Genomic DNA, 15,618 nt, shown 5'->3' on the forward strand with positions numbered 1-15,618 from the left:
GTTTTGGGCACGCGGATCGGACGGGGGCCACGGCAACCGCCGCCCGCCCTTGCCCTCAGCGGCGCTTGAGCACCGACACGTAGTCCGGGCCGGCGGTTTCCTGGTGCAGCAGCTCGTTGCCCGTCTGCTTGGCGAATGCCTGGAAGTCGCGCACCGAGCCGGCGTCGGTGGCAATCACCTTGAGCACCTGGCCGCTGGTCATTTCGGCCAGGGCTTTCTTGGCTTTCAAGATGGGCAGCGGGCAGTTCAGCCCGCGCGCGTCCAGTTCACGGTCGATTTGCATGGTCGTGGCTTGCCTTCAGGGAAGCGCGATTGTACGGCCGCCTTCGCGCGCCGTGCCCCTGTCTCCGGCAAAACCCCAAGGCCATAGCCGGTGGCCGGGGACCGGCGCCCCCGTCAGGCCGGGAAGACCCCGGTGGAGAGATACCGGTCGCCGCGGTCGCACACGATGAAGACGATGGTGGCGTTTTCCACCTGCGCCGCGATCTGCTGCGCCACCCAGCACGCCCCGGCGGCCGAGATGCCGGCGAAGATCCCCTCCTCCCGCGCCAGACGGCGGCACATCGCCTCCGCGTCGGCCTGGCTGACGTAGACCAGCTCGTCCACGCCGGCAGGGTCGTAGATCTTCGGCTGGTACTCCGGCGGCCACTTGCGGATGCCGGGGATGCGCGAGCCTTCGCTCGGCTGCGCGCCGATCACGCGGATCGCCGGGTTCTTCTCCTTCAGGAAGCGGCTGACGCCGGTGATGGTGCCGGTGGTGCCCATGGCGCTGACGAAGTGCGTGATGCGCCCGCCGGTTTGCTGCCAGATCTCCGGGCCGGTGGTCTCGTAGTGGATGCGCGGGTTGTCCGGGTTGGCAAACTGGTCCAGCACCTTGCCCTTGCCCTCGCGCTCCATCTTGTCGGCCAGATCGCGCGCATACTCCATGCCGCCGCTCTTGGGCGTGAGAATCAGCTCGGCGCCGAACGCCTTCATCGTCTGCGCGCGCTCGATCGAGAGGTCCTCCGGCATGATCAGCACCATGCGGTAGCCGCGGATGGCCGCCGCCATCGCCAGCGCGATGCCGGTGTTGCCGCTGGTGGCCTCGATCAGCGTGTCGCCGGGGCGGATCTCGCCGCGCTCCTCGGCGCGGCGGATCATCGACAGCGCCGGGCGGTCCTTGACCGAGCCGGCCGGGTTGTTGCCCTCCAGCTTGCCCAGCACCACGTTGCCGCGCGCGCGGTTGTCCGGCTCGCCGATGCGCTGCAGCGCCACCAGCGGCGTGTGGCCGATGGCATCTTCGATCGTGGGGTAGCGGCGCGGGGCGCGGCGGCGGGTGCCCGCGGCACGGGCGGGGGAGCGGGGGGATTCGGACGGCAGGGTCATAGACGGTCGGGGCGTGCGCAAAGCCCAATGGGGGCGAAACAGGTCAATGACTGTGCCATAATTTTCGTCTCGCGCGCCGGAGTGGCGAAATTGGTAGACGCAGCAGATTCAAAATCTGCCGGTGGAGACACCGTGCCGGTTCGAGTCCGGCCCCCGGCACCACAACGCGCGATCCCCGGCCAGCAACCCTTCCCGGACCGTTGGATAGCGCAAGCGCAGGCGCAACTCCTGATGCAGGCGGCGGTTCGCCAGGCGGCGGGACTCGCTCATGAACGACAGCACCATCAGCGGCAGTTGCCGCTCGGCCCCGTCGCGGGCGATGCGCGGCGGGCGCGGCAGCCCCAACAGATCGGCCGCCAGATCGAAATAATCGCCCATCTTCAGTTGGCTGTCGTCGCACACATGGACCGTGCGCTGCGGACGCCCCAGCCACAGCGCGCGCACACAGGCCCGCGCCAGATCGTCCGCATGAATGTGGTTGGTGTAGACGTCGTCCTCGGGGCGCAGCACGGGCATGCCCCGGCGCAGGCGATCGGCCGGCCCGCCCGGGCGGTCGTGGGCGTAGATACCCGGAATGCGCAACACGCTCACCCGCGCCCCGGTGCGCCGCGCCCACCATCGCCACTGCTGCTCGGCATCCAGCCGGCGCCAGGCGCGCGGCGTCTCGGGGGCGGGGGGGCGGGTCTCGTCCACCCATGCACCGCCGCAGTCCCCGTACACCCCGCTGGTCGAGCCATACACCAGCGCCGCCGGGGCGCGCCGGCGAGCCAGCGCCGCCGCCAGGGCGCGCGAGCGCGGGTCGCGCCGCCAGTCGCTCAGCCCCTCGCTGGGCGGCGGGGCCAGGTGCAGGACACGGTCGGCCAGGCCCGCCAGCCGCTGCAGCGAGCGCGGCTGATCCAAATCGCCCACCAGCGGGGTGATGCCGGCCGCCCGCAGCGCTTCCACGCGCTCGGGGCTGGATGTCAAGGCCAGCAGCCGCACCCGCTGACCGAGCAGGCGCGCAGCGCGCAGCCCCACGTCACCACAGCCCACGATCAGCACCCGCTGCCGCCGAAACCGCGCCGGCAGCGCCCCACACGTTCCATTCAACATCGGTTCACATCCTGCGCGGCACACTGATCGGGCACGCCGCGGCGCGGCATTTGCGACAATCCAGCCCTACCTTTGATGCGGCCTTTGGCCCGCCCCGCAAGTATGACATTCACCATCACCGTCGAACCCAGCGGCCGCACCTACACGGCCACCGAGAACGAAACCCTGCTCGCCGCCGCCATCCGGCAAGGCATCGGCCTGCCCTACGGCTGCAAGGACGGCGCCTGCGGATCGTGCAAATGCCGCAAGCTCTCCGGCTCCGTCACGCACGGCCCGCACCAGTCCAAAGCCCTGAGCGCCGACGAAGAGGCCGCCGGGCTGATCCTCACCTGCTGCGCCACCGCGCACAGCGACGTCGTGATCGAATCGCGTCAGGTCACCGAGGCCGGGGCCTTCCCCGTCAAAAAGCTGCCCGTGCGCGTGCTGCAGCTCGAACGCGCCGCGCCCGACGTCATGATCGTGCGCCTGCAACTGCCGGCCAACGACACCTTCCAATACCACGCCGGGCAGTATGTCGAGTTCTTGCTGCGTGATGGCGCGCGCCGCGCCTACTCCATGGCCATCGCGCCGCACGTCAAAACCGACGTGCCCATGCTGGAGCTGCACATTCGCCACATGCCGGGCGGCAAATTCACCGACCATGTCTTCGGCGCCATGAAGGAAAAGGAGATCCTGCGCATCGAAGGGCCGTACGGCAGCTTCTATCTGCGCGAAGGCTCGGACAAGCCGATCATCCTGCTGGCCTCCGGCACCGGCTTCGCCCCCATCAAGGCGATCGTGCAACATCTGCAGCACAAGGGCATCACCCGCCCCCTCTGGCTGTACTGGGGGGGCCGACGCCCCCAGGACTTGTACCAGGACGCCTGGATCCGCGAGACGGCCGCGAGCCTGCCCCACCTGACCTACGTCCCCGTGGTGTCCGACGCCCTGCCCGAGGACCACTGGACGGGCCGCACTGGCTTCGTCCACCAGGCCGTCCTGGCCGACCATCCGGACCTCTCCGGCTTCGAGGTCTATGCCTGTGGCGCCCCGGTGGTGGTGGAATCCGCCCGGCGCGATTACGCAGCCGCGGGTTTGCCCGCCGAAGCGTTCTACGCCGACGCCTTCACCTCGGAAGCCGACAAAATGCAGAGTTGATACCCGACAACCAGGAGACTGCCCATGCAACGCCGCCCCTTCCTCCGCACCGCCTGCGCCCTGACCACCTCCGCCCTGCTGGCGCCGGCCTGGGCCCAGACCGGCCAGCGCGTCACGCGCATCGTGGTTCCCTTCGCCGCGGGCGGCCCCATCGACACCACGGCACGTATTCTGGCCGAACAGGTCAAGGACAAGCTCGGCACCGTCATCATCGAAAACCGCCCGGGCGGCGGCGGCAACATCGGGGTGGAAGCGGTGGCCCGCGCCCAGCCCGACGGCCACACGCTCGGCATCGCCACCACCGCATCGCACGCCATCAACCCTTGGCTGTTCAGCAAACTGCCGTTCGATCCGGCTCGGGATTTCGTGGCCATCACCGCCATGGTGCGCGTGCCCAATGTGCTGGTCATGAACGCCGAGGCGGCGCAACGCCTGCGGATCCAGACGGTCGCGGACTTGATCCGCTACGCCAAGGCCAACCCCGGCAAGCTCAACTACGGCTCGGGGGGCAACGGCAGCGCGGGGCACCTGGCTGGCGAACTGTTCAAGAACCAGGCCGGCATTTTCGCGGTGCACATCCCCTACAACGGCGGCAACCCGGCGCAACTGGCGCTGCTGGCCGGGCATGTCGATTTCAATTTCGACAACTTGGCGACGGCCGCCGCCAACATCCGCGCCGGCAAGGTCAAGGCGCTGGCCGTGACCACCGCCCAACGCGCCAGCGTCATGCCCGAACTGCCCACCGTGGCCGAGACGCTCCCGGGTTTTGAAGTGGACACCTGGTGGGGACTCATCGCGCCAGCGGGCACCCCGCGCGAGACGGTCAACCGACTCAACCGCGTGTTCACCGAAGCCCTGCAAAGCCCGGAAGTGAAAACCCGGTTTGCCGCCTTGATGGCCGAACCCGCCCCCAGCACGCCCGAGCAGTTCGAAGAGTGGATGCGGCGCGAGCGTGCCAAATACGAACGCGTCGTCAAGCTCAGCGGCGCCAAAGTCGACTGAACGGTCGGCTCGCGACGCCCTGGGCGTTCAACCTTGCGCGAGCAGCCGGCGCACGTCGTTTGCCAAGGCCTGTGCCCCGCTGCCATAGCGGTGGTACAGGCGCACGCGCCCCTGGGTGTCGTACACATAGCTGCCCGCGGAGTGGTCCATGGTGTAGCTGGTCGGGGTCTGGCCTTCGACCTTTTTGTAATACACCTTGAAAGCCTTGGCGAGCGCCGGCAGCTCCTCGGGCGTGGCCCGCAGCGCCAGAAAGCTCGGATCGAAGCTGGCCATGTAGGCCCGCATGACCTCGGGCGTGTCCCGCTCCGGGTCCACGCTGATGAAAATGCCCTGCAGGCGCTCGCCATCGGCGCCGAGCAGCCGCTTGGCTTCGGCCAGCTCGCCCAGCGACGTGGGGCACACATCGGGGCACTGCGTGTAGCCAAAGAACACCAGCACCACCTTGCCGCGAAAATCCGCCAGCGTGCGGCGCTGTCCGTTCTGGTCCGGCAGGTCGAAGCCTTGCGCGTAATCGGCTCCGGTGATGTCGATACCGCTGAAGGCAGCGGGCCGATCGCCACACCCGCCGAGCCAGCCCGCGCCCAGGGTCAACACCGCCGCACCGGCCCCGCCCAACAGGCGGGCGAGCGCCCCGCGGCGGGCGGTGGGCGACGGGGACGGCACGGATTTGGGGCGACGACGGGTCATGGCGTCATGATCAGATAGTGGTCCACCAGCATGGCCGCAAACAGCGCCGACAGATGGATCAGCGAAAAACGGAAGGTCTTGCGCGCCAGGGCGTCGGAGTACGACCGCCACAGGCGCCAGGCATAGGCCACGAAGCCCGCATTCAGCCCCAGCGCCGCCAGCAGATACAGCCAGCCGTTCATGCGCAGCAAATAGGGCAGCAGACAGGCCGCCAGCAGAATCAGCGTGTAGAGCAGGATCTGCAACCGCGTGAAGTCCGAGCCGTGCGTCACCGGCAGCATGGGCAAGCCCGATTTGCGGTAATCCTCCACCCGGTACAGCGCCAGGGCCCAGAAGTGCGGCGGGGTCCACAAGAAGATGATCAGAAACAGCACCAGCGGTTCCGCGGTGATGGCGTCCGTCATGGCGGTCCAGCCCAGCACCGGGGGCATGGCGCCGGATGCCCCGCCGATGACGATGTTCTGGGGCGTCAGCGGCTTGAGGATCACCGTGTAAATCACCGCATACCCGACGAAGGTGGCCAGCGTCAGCCACATGGTGAGCGGATTGACCGCCACATACAGCAGGGCCGAGCCCGCCGTGCACAGCAGCGCCGAAAACACCAGTGCCTGACGCTGGCTGAGCTCGCCCCGGGCGGTCGGGCGCCACGCGGTGCGGCGCATGCGGGCGTCGATCTGCTGCTCGATCAGGCAATTGAAGGCGGCCGCCGCGCCGGACACCATCCAGATGCCCAGGCACGCGACGGCCATGGTCAACCACTGGGCGGCGCTGGGCCACCCGGGCACCGCGAGCACCATGCCGATCAGCGCGCAAAAGACGATGAGCTGGATGACGCGCGGCTTCATCAGCACGTAGTACTGACGCCACGTCGGCGGCAGGGGCGAGGCCACGGCAGACGAGGTCGTGCTCATGCGCGGCGCTCCCGCCAAGCCGGTGCCGCCACGGACCGCGTGGCCGCCGCAGCCCCACCCACCGGGACCGACGCGGTCGCGGCCAGCCAACCCGCCAACAGCGCAACCAGCACCGCCGCCCCCCCGGTGTGGGCCACCGCCGCCACCAGCGGCCACTCCAGCACCACGTTGCTCAGCCCGGTGAGCAACTGCCAGCCGGCCAGCGCCAGCAGCCAGCGGCCGTGGGCGGCCATACCGGCGCGGCGCAGCGCCCAGCCGACGCCCACCAGGGCGGCCAGCACGACATAGGCAAACAGCCGGTGCACATAGTGGATCGCGGTCAGGGCCGCAAAGGGCAACGCCTCGCCGCTGCCCTGCGCACCCAGCTCGCGCCACAGCTCGAAGCCACGCGCAAAGTCCATCGGCGGCCACCAGCTGCCTTGGCAGGTGGGGAAGTCGCGACACGCCAGCACGGCATAGTTGGTGCTGACCCAGCCACCCAGCGCGACCTGCAGCCAGACGGCGACGAACAAGGCCCACAGCGCCGCGCGCAGCCCCGGGCTCAGCCGGGCCGCCTGCCAGGTCAGCGCGTCCGCCTGGCCATAGCGCACCGCTTGCAGGCGCAACAGCGCCAGCAGCGCCAGCCCCCCCAGCAAGTGCAGGGTGACGATGGCGGGGAACAGCTTCATGGTCACCGTCAATGCGCCAAAAGCGCCCTGCAGGCACACCCACACCAGCGACAGCCACGGCCACAGCACCGGCGTGGCGGGGTTGCGGCGGCGCTCGATGGTGCTGACCACCGCCATCACCAGGATCAGCGCGCCCACCGCCGTGGCCAGATAGCGGTGGATCATCTCGATCCACGCCTTGGAAAACGTGACCGGCCCGGTGGGCATCGCCGCCTGCGCCGCGGCGATGTCGGCGTGGGCGCCGATGGGACTGGCCGCGCCGTAGCAACCCGGCCAGTCCGGGCAGCCCAGGCCGGAATCGGTCAGGCGCGTGAAGGCACCGAACAGCACCAGATCGAACGTCAAAAACAGCGTCAACCCCGCCAGCACCCGCAGCCGCTGCACCGGGCTGGCCCCGCGGCTGCGCAACCACACCCACACCAGCGGCCCGGCCGCCACCAGCAGCCCCACGATCATCAGCCGGAACACCGGCGTCCAGTCATACAACGGTTGCATGGTCACCTCACGGACGCCCGGGCCGGTCCCACGAACTCGACGCCCGCATCAGCCGCTCGAGGTCGCGCCGCATCTTCGCGGGATCGGCGTCTTTCGGAAAGCGCATCATCCAGTTGCCGATGGGGTCCACCACATACAGATGATCCGCCAGCCGGCCCCCGGGCGCCGGCTGCAGCCAGGTGGCCAGTTGCGCCTCGTCCACCCAAAGGACGGTCGCCGTCTGCAGCGCTGGCTGCAGCCGCTGCGGGAACTCCCGCGCGCCCGTGCGCAGCCACACCCAATCCATGCGGTCCTTGTCCTTGCCCAACCCCTCGCGCAACTGGTGCTGCAGATACAGGTGCCGCTCGCACTGCGCATCGCAGGCGCTGTCCGCCACGCTGATGAACAGCCACTGGTGGGCCAGGGACGTCAGGGGCACCTGCCGGCCTTGCGCATCCCACCCGCTGAAGGCCGGCAACGGGCGCTGCGGCTCGATCAGCTCACCGTAGTTGCGCCGCCCTTCGGGCCGGATCACGTAATAGGTGAAGTACGAGGCGATGACGGGCGAGGCGCTGATCAGAAACAGCAGCAGCATCTTCCAGCGCCCACGGCGCGTGGCGGCCGCATCCCGCGCCAGTCCCTGGCCCGGCGTGGGCAGGCTGTGCACGGTCATCGTCAGCGGTCCGTCCACCCGGGCCAAAGTCGGGGCGTCAGCGGGCACGTCGCCTGGGAGAGAGGAATTGGAACCAGACATAAAGGGCGGAGATGAGGGCGGCGAGCCCGAACCACTGGACCGCATACCCGACGTGCTTGGCCGGCTCGACCGCCACCGTCGCCCAGGCGCGCTGCAGCGGCGTTCCGTCCACCGCGGTTTCGGGCGGCGCCGTCTGCTGCACGGACATGGGCAGCAGCGTCAGGCGCCATTCGGCGGCGAACGCATCCAGCTGGATATTTTGCCGGATCGGCCCCGGCGCGTCCGGCCCCAGTTGGAATAGCTGCGACGGCGGCGGGGCCAGGCGGCCCTCCACGGTCACCGGCCCCTCGGGCGTCGCAAGCGCCGGAATGGCCTGACGGTCATCGGGGCGTCGCGGCAGCCACCCCCGTTGGACCAGCACCGCCGGCCCGCCGCCGTCCGGCAGCAACGGGGTCACGACCACGAAGCCGGCCCGGCCCTCCATGGGCCGGTTGTCCAGCCACACCGTGGCTGGCGAAAGCCAGCGGCCCTGCAGCCGCACCGCGCGCCCCGCCCACGCGGTCAACTGGCCGCGCGCCTGCGCATCGCGCAGCGCGTCCCAGTCGGCAGCGGGCAACGCGGCCTGCGCCTCCCGCTCGGCCAGCCAAGCGCGCTTGTTGGCCGCCCGGCCCAACTGCCAGACACCCAGGGACGCCGTCACGCACACCCCCACCGCTGCCGCCAGGGTCACCAGCCAAAACCGCCGCGCGCGCTGCGCCTTCATCCGATAATGTCCCGCATGAAATACCTCGTCGTGGTCGCCTTCGTGGGCATCGTGGGCAGTCTGGCAGCGGCGCTGGTCGCGATGATGAAGGGCGACTCCAGCAGCGGCGACGCACACCGCTCGCGCCGCATGGCCCGGGCGCTGACCGCGCGCATCGGGCTGTCCATCCTGCTGTTTCTGCTCATCATTCTCAGCCATTGGATGGGCTGGATCCAGCCGACCGGGCTGCCGGCGCTCTGACCCCCGCCCGCCCCACCGCCCAAACGAAGAAAGCGCCCGCAGGCGCTTTCCGGGACCCGACGCGGTCGGTCACAGCCAGTAAACCAGCACGTACAGGAACAGCCAGACCACGTCCACGAAGTGCCAGTACCACGCCGCCCCCTCGAACCCGAAGTGGCGGTCCTTGGTGAAGTGCCCTTTTTGCAGGCGCAGGGTGATCACCAGCAGCATCAGCATACCGACGAACACGTGGAAGCCGTGGAAGCCGGTCAGCATGAAGAAGGTCGAGCCGAAGATGCCGGAGCTGAGCTTGAGGTTCAGATCGGTGTAGGCGTGGAAGTACTCGTAGCCCTGGACCAGCAGGAACACGAAGCCCAGCAGCACCGTCAGCCACATGAAGGCGATGGTCTTGGTGCGGTTGCCGTCCTGGATCGCGTGGTGGGCGATGGTCAGCGTCAAGCCCGACGTCAGCAGCAACGCGGTGTTGATGGTCGGCAGCCAGAACGGCCCGACGGTCTGGAAGGGCTCGACGATGCCCGCGGGCGACGCCGTGGCACCGGCCTGCACCGACGGCCAGATGGCCTGGAAGTTCGGCCAGATCAGGCTGTTTTCCAGGCTGCCCAGGGCGGGGACGGAGTGGCTGCGGGCCCACCACAGTGCGGTGAAGAACGCGCCGAAGAACATCACCTCCGAGAAGATGAACCAGCTCATGCTCCAGCGGTAGGAGATGTCGATCTTGCGCCCGTAAAGGCCGCCTTCGCTCTCGGTCACGGCATCGCGGAACCACTGGTACAGCACCACCAGCCACCACACCAGCCCGAAGGCCAGCGAATACATACCCCAGTCGCTGCCATTGATCCATTGGCCGGCGCCCAGGATGACGAAGAACAGCCCGAAGGCCGCCATGAACGGGTGCCGCGACAAACCGGGCACGTAGTAGTACGGCGTGCTGCCGTGTGTGGTTGCGGACATGCTCACTCCTCGTTGAATCTTGTCTAGCGTATGGGGCGAAGTCGGCGGCGCCCCGTCAGGGCGACACCACCCAGTGCACGATCAGCATCAGGACACCGACGAACACGAAGGCCATCACCACGCCGGTCGCCAACACGACCACCGGGTTGAGTTTCTGGACGTCGCGCTCGAAGTCGGCGCGGCGGCGCAAACCGATGAAACTCCACAGGACGGCCTTGACGGTGTCGAGCACCGCCACGTGCCGCTGGCGCGGCGACGGGGTCATGATGCCTCTCCCGGCCGGGCCAACGCTGCCGTGGGCGCTGGCGGCGTGGGCGCGCCGACCTCGAAAAAGGTGTAGGACAGCGTGATGGTCTTGACGTCCTTGGGCAGCTTGGGATCGATGACGAACGCCACCGGCCATTCCTTGCGCTCGCCCGGCGCCAGCGTGTACTGGTTGAAGCAGAAACACTCCAATTTGTTGAAGTGGTTGGCCGCCTGGCGCGGCGCGTAGCTGGGGATGGCCTGCGCCGCCATGGTGCGGCCCTGCACGTTCTGAAACTCGTACATCACGGTCGTCAATTCGCCGGGATGCACCTGCACGGAACGCACCGCGGGCTTGAAGTGCCACGGGCCCCGCACGTTGGTGTCGAACTCCACCGTGATCGTGCGCGAGGTGTCGACCTGGGTGTTGACGGGATCGACCCGCGACTTGCCCGGCACCTGGCGCTCACCAAGGGCCAGGATGTTGATCCCGGTGACCTCGCAAATGGCGAGGTAGATGGGCACCAGCGCATAGCCGAAGGCAAACATGCCCACGGCGATGACGACCAGCTTGCCGGTCATGCGTAGGTTGTCGAGACGGCGTGACGACATGGTGTGCGGTATCCAATGGCCGATCAGGCCCCCAACAGGATGTGCTTGACCACGAACCCCAGGGCAAACGCCAGGGCCACCGACGCCAAGATCCAACCCAGGCGCACATTCTGGCGACGCTGCTCAGGGGTCATGGTGCATTCTCCCGGTCGGCATCAACCCACGATGCGGGTCGCGGTGGCGTCCAGCTTGGGCGGGGTTTCGAAGGTGTGGTGCGGCGCCGGCGACGGCACTTCCCACTCCAGGCCTTCGGCGCCTTCCCAGGGCTTTTGCGGGGCCTTTTCGCCCTGGCCACGCATGGCCGGCAGGATCACGGCCAGGAAGAAGTACACCTGCGCCAGCCCGAAGGCAAACGCCCCCACCGACGCGATCGCGTTGAAGTCGGCAAACTGCATCGGGTAGTCGGCATAGCGGCGCGGCATGCCGGCCAGGCCCAGGAAGTGCATCGGGAAGAAGGTGACGTTGAACGAGATCATCGACCACCAGAAGTGGATCTTGCCGCGCGTCTCGGAATACATGACCCCGGTCCACTTGGGCAGCCAGTAGTAGGCACCCGCGAACATGGCGAACAGCGAGCCGGCCACCAGCACATAGTGGAAGTGCGCCACCACATAGTAGGTGTCCTGAAAGTTGATGTCGATCGGCGCCATCGACAGCATCAGCCCGGTGAAGCCGCCCATGGTGAACACGAAGATGAAGCCCACGGCCCACAGCATCGGGGTCTCGAAGGTCAACGAACCCTTCCACATGGTCGCGACCCAGTTGAAGATCTTCACGCCCGTGGGCACGGCGATCAGCATGGTCGCGTACATGAAGAACAGCTGACCGGTCACCGGCATGCCGGTGGTAAACATGTGGTGCGCCCAGACGATGAACGACAGGATCGCGATCGACCCGGTGGCGTACACCATCGAGGTGTAGCCGAACAGCTTCTTGCGGGCGAACGCCGGCACGACCTGGCTGATGATGCCGAAGGCCGGCAGGATCATGATGTAGACCTCGGGGTGCCCGAAGAACCAGAAGATGTGCTGGTACATGATCGGGTCGCCGCCGCCGGCCGGGTTGAAGAAGCTGGTGCCGAAGTGACGGTCGGTCAGCGTCATGGTGATGGCGCCGGCCAGCACCGGCATCACCGCGATCAGCAGGTAGGCGGTGATCAGCCAGGTCCACGCGAACATCGGCATCTTCATCAGCGTCATGCCGGGCGCGCGCATGTTCAGGATGGTCACGATGATGTTGATCGAGCCCATGATGGAGCTGGCGCCCAGGATGTGCATCGCGAAGATCGCGGCGTCCATGGACGGGCCCATTTGCAGCGTCAGCGGCGCGTAGAGCGTCCAGCCCGCGGCAGGAGCGCCGCCCGGCATGAAGAACGACGCGACGAGGATGATGGCCGCGGGGATCATCAGCCAGAAGCTGAAGTTGTTCATGCGGGCAAAGGCCATGTCGGAGGCGCCAATCTGCAGCGGCAGCATCCAGTTGGCGAAGCCCACGAACGCCGGCATGATGGCGCCAAACACCATGATGATGCCGTGCATGGTCGTGAGCTGGTTGAACAGCTCGGGGTTGACCAGTTGCAGGCCGGGCTGGAACAGCTCGGCACGGATGCCCAGCGCCAGCACCCCGCCGATCATCAGCATCGTGAAGCTGAACAGCAGGTACAGCGTGCCGATGTCCTTGTGGTTGGTGGCGAACACCCAGCGGCGCCAACCGGCCGGCGCATGGTGCTCATGATCGTGCGCGTGCGCGCCGTGATGGTCCAGTACTGCACTCATGGCGATTTCCTCGTGGCTTCAATCCTTGTCACTGACGCGCCGCCTGCACTTCCTTGGGCTGCACGACCTGGCCCGTGTTGTTGGACCAGCTGTTCTTCGCATAGGTCATGACGGCGGCCAGCTCGACGTCGGAGAGCTGCTTCCAGGCCGGCATCTGGGCCGCCGCCCCATTGACGCCGTTGAGCATGACCTGGATCATCTTGCCGTGGTCGGTCGCCGTGACGATGGCGGAGCCGTCCAGCGGCTTGATCGGGCCTGCACCCTTGCCGCTGGCCTGGTGGCAGGCCGCGCAGTTGGCAGCGTAGACCGACTCGCCGCGCTTGACCAGCTCGGCCAGAGTCCATTCCTTGTTCGGGTCGTCGGCCAGGGCGGCCATCGCCTTCTTGCGCTCGTCGACCCACTTGGTGTACTCCTCCTGCGTCACCACTTTGACGTGGATCGGCATGTAGGCGTGTTCCTTGCCGCACAGCTCGGCGCACTGGCCGTAGAAGTCACCGGTCTTTTCGGCGCGGAACCAGGTGTCGCGCACGAAGCCGGGGATGGCGTCCTGTTTGACGCCGAAAGCCGGCACCATCCAGGCGTGGATGACGTCGTTGGCGGTGGTGATGATGCGGATCTTCTTGCCGACCGGCACCACCAGCGGGTTGTCCACCTTGAGCAGGTAGTCGTCCACCGCTTCCGGCTTGCCGCTGTCCGACATCACGCGGTGCTTGGGGTCCAGAGTGGACAGGAATTGAATCCCCTCCCCTTCGCCCTTGAGGTATTCGTACCCCCACTTCCACTGCATGCCGACGGCCTTGATGGTCAGGTCGCTGTTGGTGGTGTCCTTCTGCGCGACCAGCACCTTGGTGGCGGGCAGGGCCATGCCGATGACGATCAGCAGCGGAACGATGGTCCAGCCCAGCTCGACCCAGATCGGCTCGGGCAGCTCTTGCGACTTGTGCCCGACCGACTTGCGGTGCTTGACGATGGAATAGAACATGACGCCGAAGACGACCACGAAGATGGTCGAGCAGATGGCGAGCATGAACCAGTGCAGCCAGTGCTGCTCTTCGGCGATGCGGGTCGCAGGGGGGTGGAAGTTGAGCTGGTTGACCGCCGGGCCGCCCGGCAGGTCGTTGACCGCGGCATGGGCCGCATTCGAGACCCACACGCCAAGGCCCAGCAGGGCAGCGCCCACGGCGTCCTTGGCACCCCTCCAGGCGCCGACCCCGTGCCTGCGCCGCGTTTGACCTGAATGCTTCATCATGCTCACGTCGTTTGCCTCGAATATAAGCGTTGATTTATGTCAACACCAATTACACCAAACTTCTGCAGACTTGGCGGTGCGGGCAATCCCGAGGGCGGGCGTCGTGGCCGCTGCGCTCAGACGGACGAGGCAGTCGGCGCGGTCGCCAGCGCCCAGCGCAGCTCGCGCGCCAACTGGCGCCGCTGCTCCGGCCGGGCATAGCGCCCCACCTGCACCCGCGCCGTCCCGGCGCGCAACTCCACCAACCCGGCGCCGTGACCGGCGTCCTCCACCCGCAGCCAGTGCCGGGCCAGCTCGCGCCGCCTCACCGCACCAGCCTGCTCCCACTCCACCACCAGGCGCTGTCCGTCGAGCACCAGGATCTCTCGATCGGTCGCGTGGCGCGCGTACCAAAGAAAGGCCAGCGCGACGGCGGTCGACCCCAGCACCGCGAACGGCAGCACCAGCCGCGCCCCCATCGCCCAGAACGCCGCCGCCACCGACAGCGCCACCGCGCACGCCAGCAAGGACGCCCACAGACACTACCGCGGCGTCAAGGCGCAGTTGCGCTTGAGCAGCCACCGCCAGCCGTCCGGTCCCCGCTGGGCCAGCTGGAACGCGACGCCGCCAGCAGATGCCTCCATCGGTGCCATCGTCGACTCCGCGGCCGTGGCCCGGCCACTCCACCACACGAACGATCGGCGGACCCCGGCCCGCCGACGCTTTTGATTTAGATCAATTGTAGTGCGGTTTCAGATGCCGTCGGTCGCGTGGGGTCGGCCCGGGACCGCCCCGCCGCGCAACGACTCGCGCAGGCGCTCCAGCGGCACCGTGGTCACGCCCGCCACGGCCACGCGCGGCCGCGGGCGAAAGGCGTGGCCGTACACCACTTCGACCGTCAGGCACAGCTGGCCGTCGGGGCTGCGTGGCAGCCCCTGCTCGACGGCGCACAGCCAACGCTCGCGCCAGCCGCGTCCGCGCAGGGCGGCAAAGCGCCCCACATGCCAGTTGCGCCCGGTCTCGCGCAGGTCGGCCAGCAAACGCTCGGCGCTGGGATAGGTCAGCGTCAGCCGCTCCATGTCCATGACCGGCTCGGCAAAGCCCAGCTCGACGAGTTGATCGCCCCAGTCGTGCATGTCCACATAGGCCGGCGCGGGGGGGGGCCAGCCGTGGGCCGCATGCACGGCGCGCAGCTCGCGGGCCGTGTCCGGCCCCAGACACGAAAACATCACAAACCCGTCGACGGCCAGCCACTCGTGCCACCGGCGCAACAGCGCCCGGGGCTGCGCGGCGGCATGCAGCGCCATGTTGGCCCACACCAGCCCGACGGGCTCCGGCACCGCGTCCGCAGCGTCCACCGCACCGGCCACCGGGGAGGCCGCCTCGCCGGTGGCCGGCGGGCGCGCCATCCAGCGCCGCCACCAGGGCGGCGTCGGGGTGCGCCAGCGCGCCAGCGTCGCCTGGGCCAGCTCCCCCGCCAGCCAGACCCGCGCCTGCGGATAGCGCTGTGCCACCGCCCGATGCGCCTGCTCGCCCGCCAGCAGGGGGGACCAGCTCATCCAGGCATCGGGGCGGGCCTTGATCCAATCCAAGCGCTCGGCCATGCGCGCCCCGATCGTCTCGTGCAGCCACGGGCTGCCACGCGGCACACGGGCGCGCCAGCGCGCCGCCGCGACCGGATCGAGGTCCGGCACGCCGTCGTCGTTGGGGCGCGGGGATGGGGCCATGGGCCGCGCAGTATAGTGGCGAGGCAGGGCGGGCGGGCCGTGGGCGCCG

At 68.4% G+C, this 15,618-nt stretch carries 18 protein-coding genes, 1 tRNA gene and 1 pseudogene; 4 read left to right on the forward strand and 16 right to left on the reverse strand.

Features of this window, described 5'->3' with window-relative positions:
* Positions 1–55: 55 nt before the first annotated feature.
* Positions 56–283, reverse strand: coding sequence for a sulfurtransferase TusA family protein (locus A9O67_RS11725; RefSeq protein WP_068610481.1), 228 nt, complete (start codon positions 281–283; stop codon positions 56–58).
* A 113-nt stretch (positions 284–396) separates the two neighbouring features.
* On the reverse strand, positions 397–1,365 hold the full coding sequence (cysM, locus tag A9O67_RS11730) for a cysteine synthase CysM (RefSeq protein WP_082955555.1): 969 nt from the start codon (positions 1,363–1,365) through the stop codon (positions 397–399).
* Between the two features lie 75 nt (positions 1,366–1,440).
* Here cysM and A9O67_RS11735 point away from each other — a divergent pair.
* Positions 1,441–1,527: transfer RNA gene (locus A9O67_RS11735), tRNA-Leu, on the forward strand.
* A 15-nt stretch (positions 1,528–1,542) separates the two neighbouring features.
* On the opposite strand, the pseudogene A9O67_RS11740 reads toward A9O67_RS11735, so the two are convergent.
* A pseudogene (locus A9O67_RS11740) lies at positions 1,543–2,457 on the reverse strand (SDR family oxidoreductase); the annotation flags it as partial.
* A 102-nt stretch (positions 2,458–2,559) separates the two neighbouring features.
* On the opposite strand from A9O67_RS11740, the gene A9O67_RS11745 reads away from it, so the two are divergent.
* Entirely contained in the window at positions 2,560–3,594 is a 1,035-nt protein-coding gene (locus A9O67_RS11745; protein WP_068610484.1) for a CDP-6-deoxy-delta-3,4-glucoseen reductase, read from the forward strand.
* 24 nt (positions 3,595–3,618) lie between these two features.
* A complete protein-coding gene (locus A9O67_RS11750; RefSeq protein ID WP_068610486.1) occupies positions 3,619–4,596 on the forward strand; it encodes a Bug family tripartite tricarboxylate transporter substrate binding protein in 978 nt (325 codons plus the stop codon).
* 27 nt (positions 4,597–4,623) lie between these two features.
* On the opposite strand, the gene A9O67_RS11755 is transcribed toward A9O67_RS11750, so the two are convergent.
* Genes A9O67_RS11755 through A9O67_RS11775 form a run of 5 tightly spaced genes read right to left on the reverse strand, consistent with a single transcriptional unit; the run spans position 4,624 to position 8,793 of the window.
* On the reverse strand, positions 4,624–5,283 hold the full coding sequence (locus tag A9O67_RS11755) for an SCO family protein (protein ID WP_082955556.1): 660 nt from the start codon (positions 5,281–5,283) through the stop codon (positions 4,624–4,626).
* Entirely contained in the window at positions 5,280–6,194 is a 915-nt protein-coding gene (cyoE, locus tag A9O67_RS11760) for a heme o synthase (RefSeq protein ID WP_068610488.1), read from the reverse strand. Before cyoE ends, A9O67_RS11755 begins: the two co-directional genes overlap by 4 nt.
* On the reverse strand, positions 6,191–7,357 hold the full coding sequence (locus A9O67_RS11765; RefSeq protein WP_068610702.1) for a COX15/CtaA family protein: 1,167 nt from the start codon (positions 7,355–7,357) through the stop codon (positions 6,191–6,193). The genes cyoE and A9O67_RS11765 overlap by 4 nt, the downstream gene beginning before the upstream one ends.
* Before the next feature lie 7 nt (positions 7,358–7,364).
* The gene (locus A9O67_RS11770) at positions 7,365–8,090 is read right to left on the reverse strand and encodes a hypothetical protein (RefSeq protein ID WP_185974530.1); all 726 of its coding nucleotides are present in this window, start codon (positions 8,088–8,090) and stop codon (positions 7,365–7,367) included.
* On the reverse strand, positions 8,047–8,793 hold the full coding sequence (locus tag A9O67_RS11775; RefSeq protein ID WP_068610492.1) for an SURF1 family protein: 747 nt from the start codon (positions 8,791–8,793) through the stop codon (positions 8,047–8,049). The genes A9O67_RS11770 and A9O67_RS11775 overlap by 44 nt, the downstream gene beginning before the upstream one ends.
* Before the next feature lie 15 nt (positions 8,794–8,808).
* On the opposite strand from A9O67_RS11775, the gene A9O67_RS11780 reads away from it, so the two are divergent.
* Entirely contained in the window at positions 8,809–9,033 is a 225-nt protein-coding gene (locus A9O67_RS11780; RefSeq protein ID WP_197484482.1) for a twin transmembrane helix small protein, read from the forward strand.
* 69 nt (positions 9,034–9,102) lie between these two features.
* On the opposite strand, the gene A9O67_RS11785 is transcribed toward A9O67_RS11780, so the two are convergent.
* The 8 genes from A9O67_RS11785 to A9O67_RS11815 form a co-directional block, all read right to left on the reverse strand.
* Complete coding sequence (locus A9O67_RS11785) at positions 9,103–9,984, reverse strand: cytochrome c oxidase subunit 3 (RefSeq protein WP_068610496.1); 882 nt, start codon at positions 9,982–9,984, stop codon at positions 9,103–9,105.
* A 55-nt stretch (positions 9,985–10,039) separates the two neighbouring features.
* Positions 10,040–10,249: a DUF2970 domain-containing protein gene (locus A9O67_RS11790; RefSeq protein WP_068610498.1), complete on the reverse strand. Its 210-nt coding sequence runs from the start codon at positions 10,247–10,249 to the stop codon at positions 10,040–10,042.
* Positions 10,246–10,839, reverse strand: coding sequence for a cytochrome c oxidase assembly protein (locus A9O67_RS11795; RefSeq protein ID WP_068610499.1), 594 nt, complete (start codon positions 10,837–10,839; stop codon positions 10,246–10,248). The genes A9O67_RS11790 and A9O67_RS11795 overlap by 4 nt, the downstream gene beginning before the upstream one ends.
* 23 nt (positions 10,840–10,862) lie before the next feature.
* Positions 10,863–10,973, reverse strand: a complete 111-nt coding sequence (locus A9O67_RS13860; protein ID WP_231960339.1) for a cytochrome oxidase small assembly protein — start codon at positions 10,971–10,973, stop codon at positions 10,863–10,865.
* Positions 10,974–10,994: 21 nt separating this feature from the next.
* Positions 10,995–12,614 carry a cytochrome c oxidase subunit I gene (gene ctaD, locus A9O67_RS11800; RefSeq protein ID WP_068610502.1) on the reverse strand — a complete coding sequence of 540 codons (1,620 nt, stop codon included), beginning with the start codon at positions 12,612–12,614 and terminating at the stop codon, positions 10,995–10,997.
* A gap of 28 nt (positions 12,615–12,642) precedes the next feature.
* The gene (coxB, locus tag A9O67_RS11805) at positions 12,643–13,794 is read right to left on the reverse strand and encodes a cytochrome c oxidase subunit II (protein ID WP_390612461.1); all 1,152 of its coding nucleotides are present in this window, start codon (positions 13,792–13,794) and stop codon (positions 12,643–12,645) included.
* Between the two features lie 185 nt (positions 13,795–13,979).
* Positions 13,980–14,369 (reverse strand): DUF2244 domain-containing protein, encoded by a 390-nt coding sequence (locus tag A9O67_RS11810; RefSeq protein WP_231960340.1) that lies wholly within the window; start codon positions 14,367–14,369, stop codon positions 13,980–13,982.
* A gap of 225 nt (positions 14,370–14,594) precedes the next feature.
* Positions 14,595–15,569 carry a methyltransferase domain-containing protein gene (locus tag A9O67_RS11815; protein ID WP_068610504.1) on the reverse strand — a complete coding sequence of 325 codons (975 nt, stop codon included), beginning with the start codon at positions 15,567–15,569 and terminating at the stop codon, positions 14,595–14,597.
* Positions 15,570–15,618 lie beyond the last annotated feature (49 nt).

Source organism: Tepidimonas fonticaldi (assembly GCF_001675355.1).
GTDB classification, from domain to species: domain Bacteria; phylum Pseudomonadota; class Gammaproteobacteria; order Burkholderiales; family Burkholderiaceae_C; genus Tepidimonas; species Tepidimonas fonticaldi.

Excerpts from the sequence above, each read along its gene's own strand:
- A9O67_RS13860 (WP_231960339.1), bottom strand. The coding sequence starts at position 10,973 with ATGACCCCTGAGCAGCGTCGCCAGAATGTGCGCCTGGGTTGGATCTTG.
- A9O67_RS11775 (WP_068610492.1), bottom strand. The coding sequence starts at position 8,793 with ATGAAGGCGCAGCGCGCGCGGCGGTTTTGGCTGGTGACCCTGGCGGCA.
- A9O67_RS11770 (WP_185974530.1), bottom strand. The coding sequence starts at position 8,090 with ATGTCTGGTTCCAATTCCTCTCTCCCAGGCGACGTGCCCGCTGACGCC.
- cysM (WP_082955555.1), bottom strand. The coding sequence starts at position 1,365 with ATGACCCTGCCGTCCGAATCCCCCCGCTCCCCCGCCCGTGCCGCGGGC.
- A9O67_RS11785 (WP_068610496.1), bottom strand. The coding sequence starts at position 9,984 with ATGTCCGCAACCACACACGGCAGCACGCCGTACTACTACGTGCCCGGT.
- A9O67_RS11750 (WP_068610486.1), top strand. The coding sequence starts at position 3,619 with ATGCAACGCCGCCCCTTCCTCCGCACCGCCTGCGCCCTGACCACCTCC.
- A9O67_RS11725 (WP_068610481.1), bottom strand. The coding sequence starts at position 283 with ATGCAAATCGACCGTGAACTGGACGCGCGCGGGCTGAACTGCCCGCTG.
- ctaD (WP_068610502.1), bottom strand. The coding sequence starts at position 12,614 with ATGAGTGCAGTACTGGACCATCACGGCGCGCACGCGCACGATCATGAG.
- A9O67_RS11780 (WP_197484482.1), top strand. The coding sequence starts at position 8,809 with ATGAAATACCTCGTCGTGGTCGCCTTCGTGGGCATCGTGGGCAGTCTG.
- A9O67_RS11755 (WP_082955556.1), bottom strand. The coding sequence starts at position 5,283 with ATGACCCGTCGTCGCCCCAAATCCGTGCCGTCCCCGTCGCCCACCGCC.
- A9O67_RS11790 (WP_068610498.1), bottom strand. The coding sequence starts at position 10,249 with ATGACCCCGTCGCCGCGCCAGCGGCACGTGGCGGTGCTCGACACCGTC.
- A9O67_RS11815 (WP_068610504.1), bottom strand. The coding sequence starts at position 15,569 with ATGGCCCCATCCCCGCGCCCCAACGACGACGGCGTGCCGGACCTCGAT.
- A9O67_RS11745 (WP_068610484.1), top strand. The coding sequence starts at position 2,560 with ATGACATTCACCATCACCGTCGAACCCAGCGGCCGCACCTACACGGCC.
- A9O67_RS11795 (WP_068610499.1), bottom strand. The coding sequence starts at position 10,839 with ATGTCGTCACGCCGTCTCGACAACCTACGCATGACCGGCAAGCTGGTC.
- A9O67_RS11765 (WP_068610702.1), bottom strand. The coding sequence starts at position 7,357 with ATGCAACCGTTGTATGACTGGACGCCGGTGTTCCGGCTGATGATCGTG.
- cyoE (WP_068610488.1), bottom strand. The coding sequence starts at position 6,194 with ATGAGCACGACCTCGTCTGCCGTGGCCTCGCCCCTGCCGCCGACGTGG.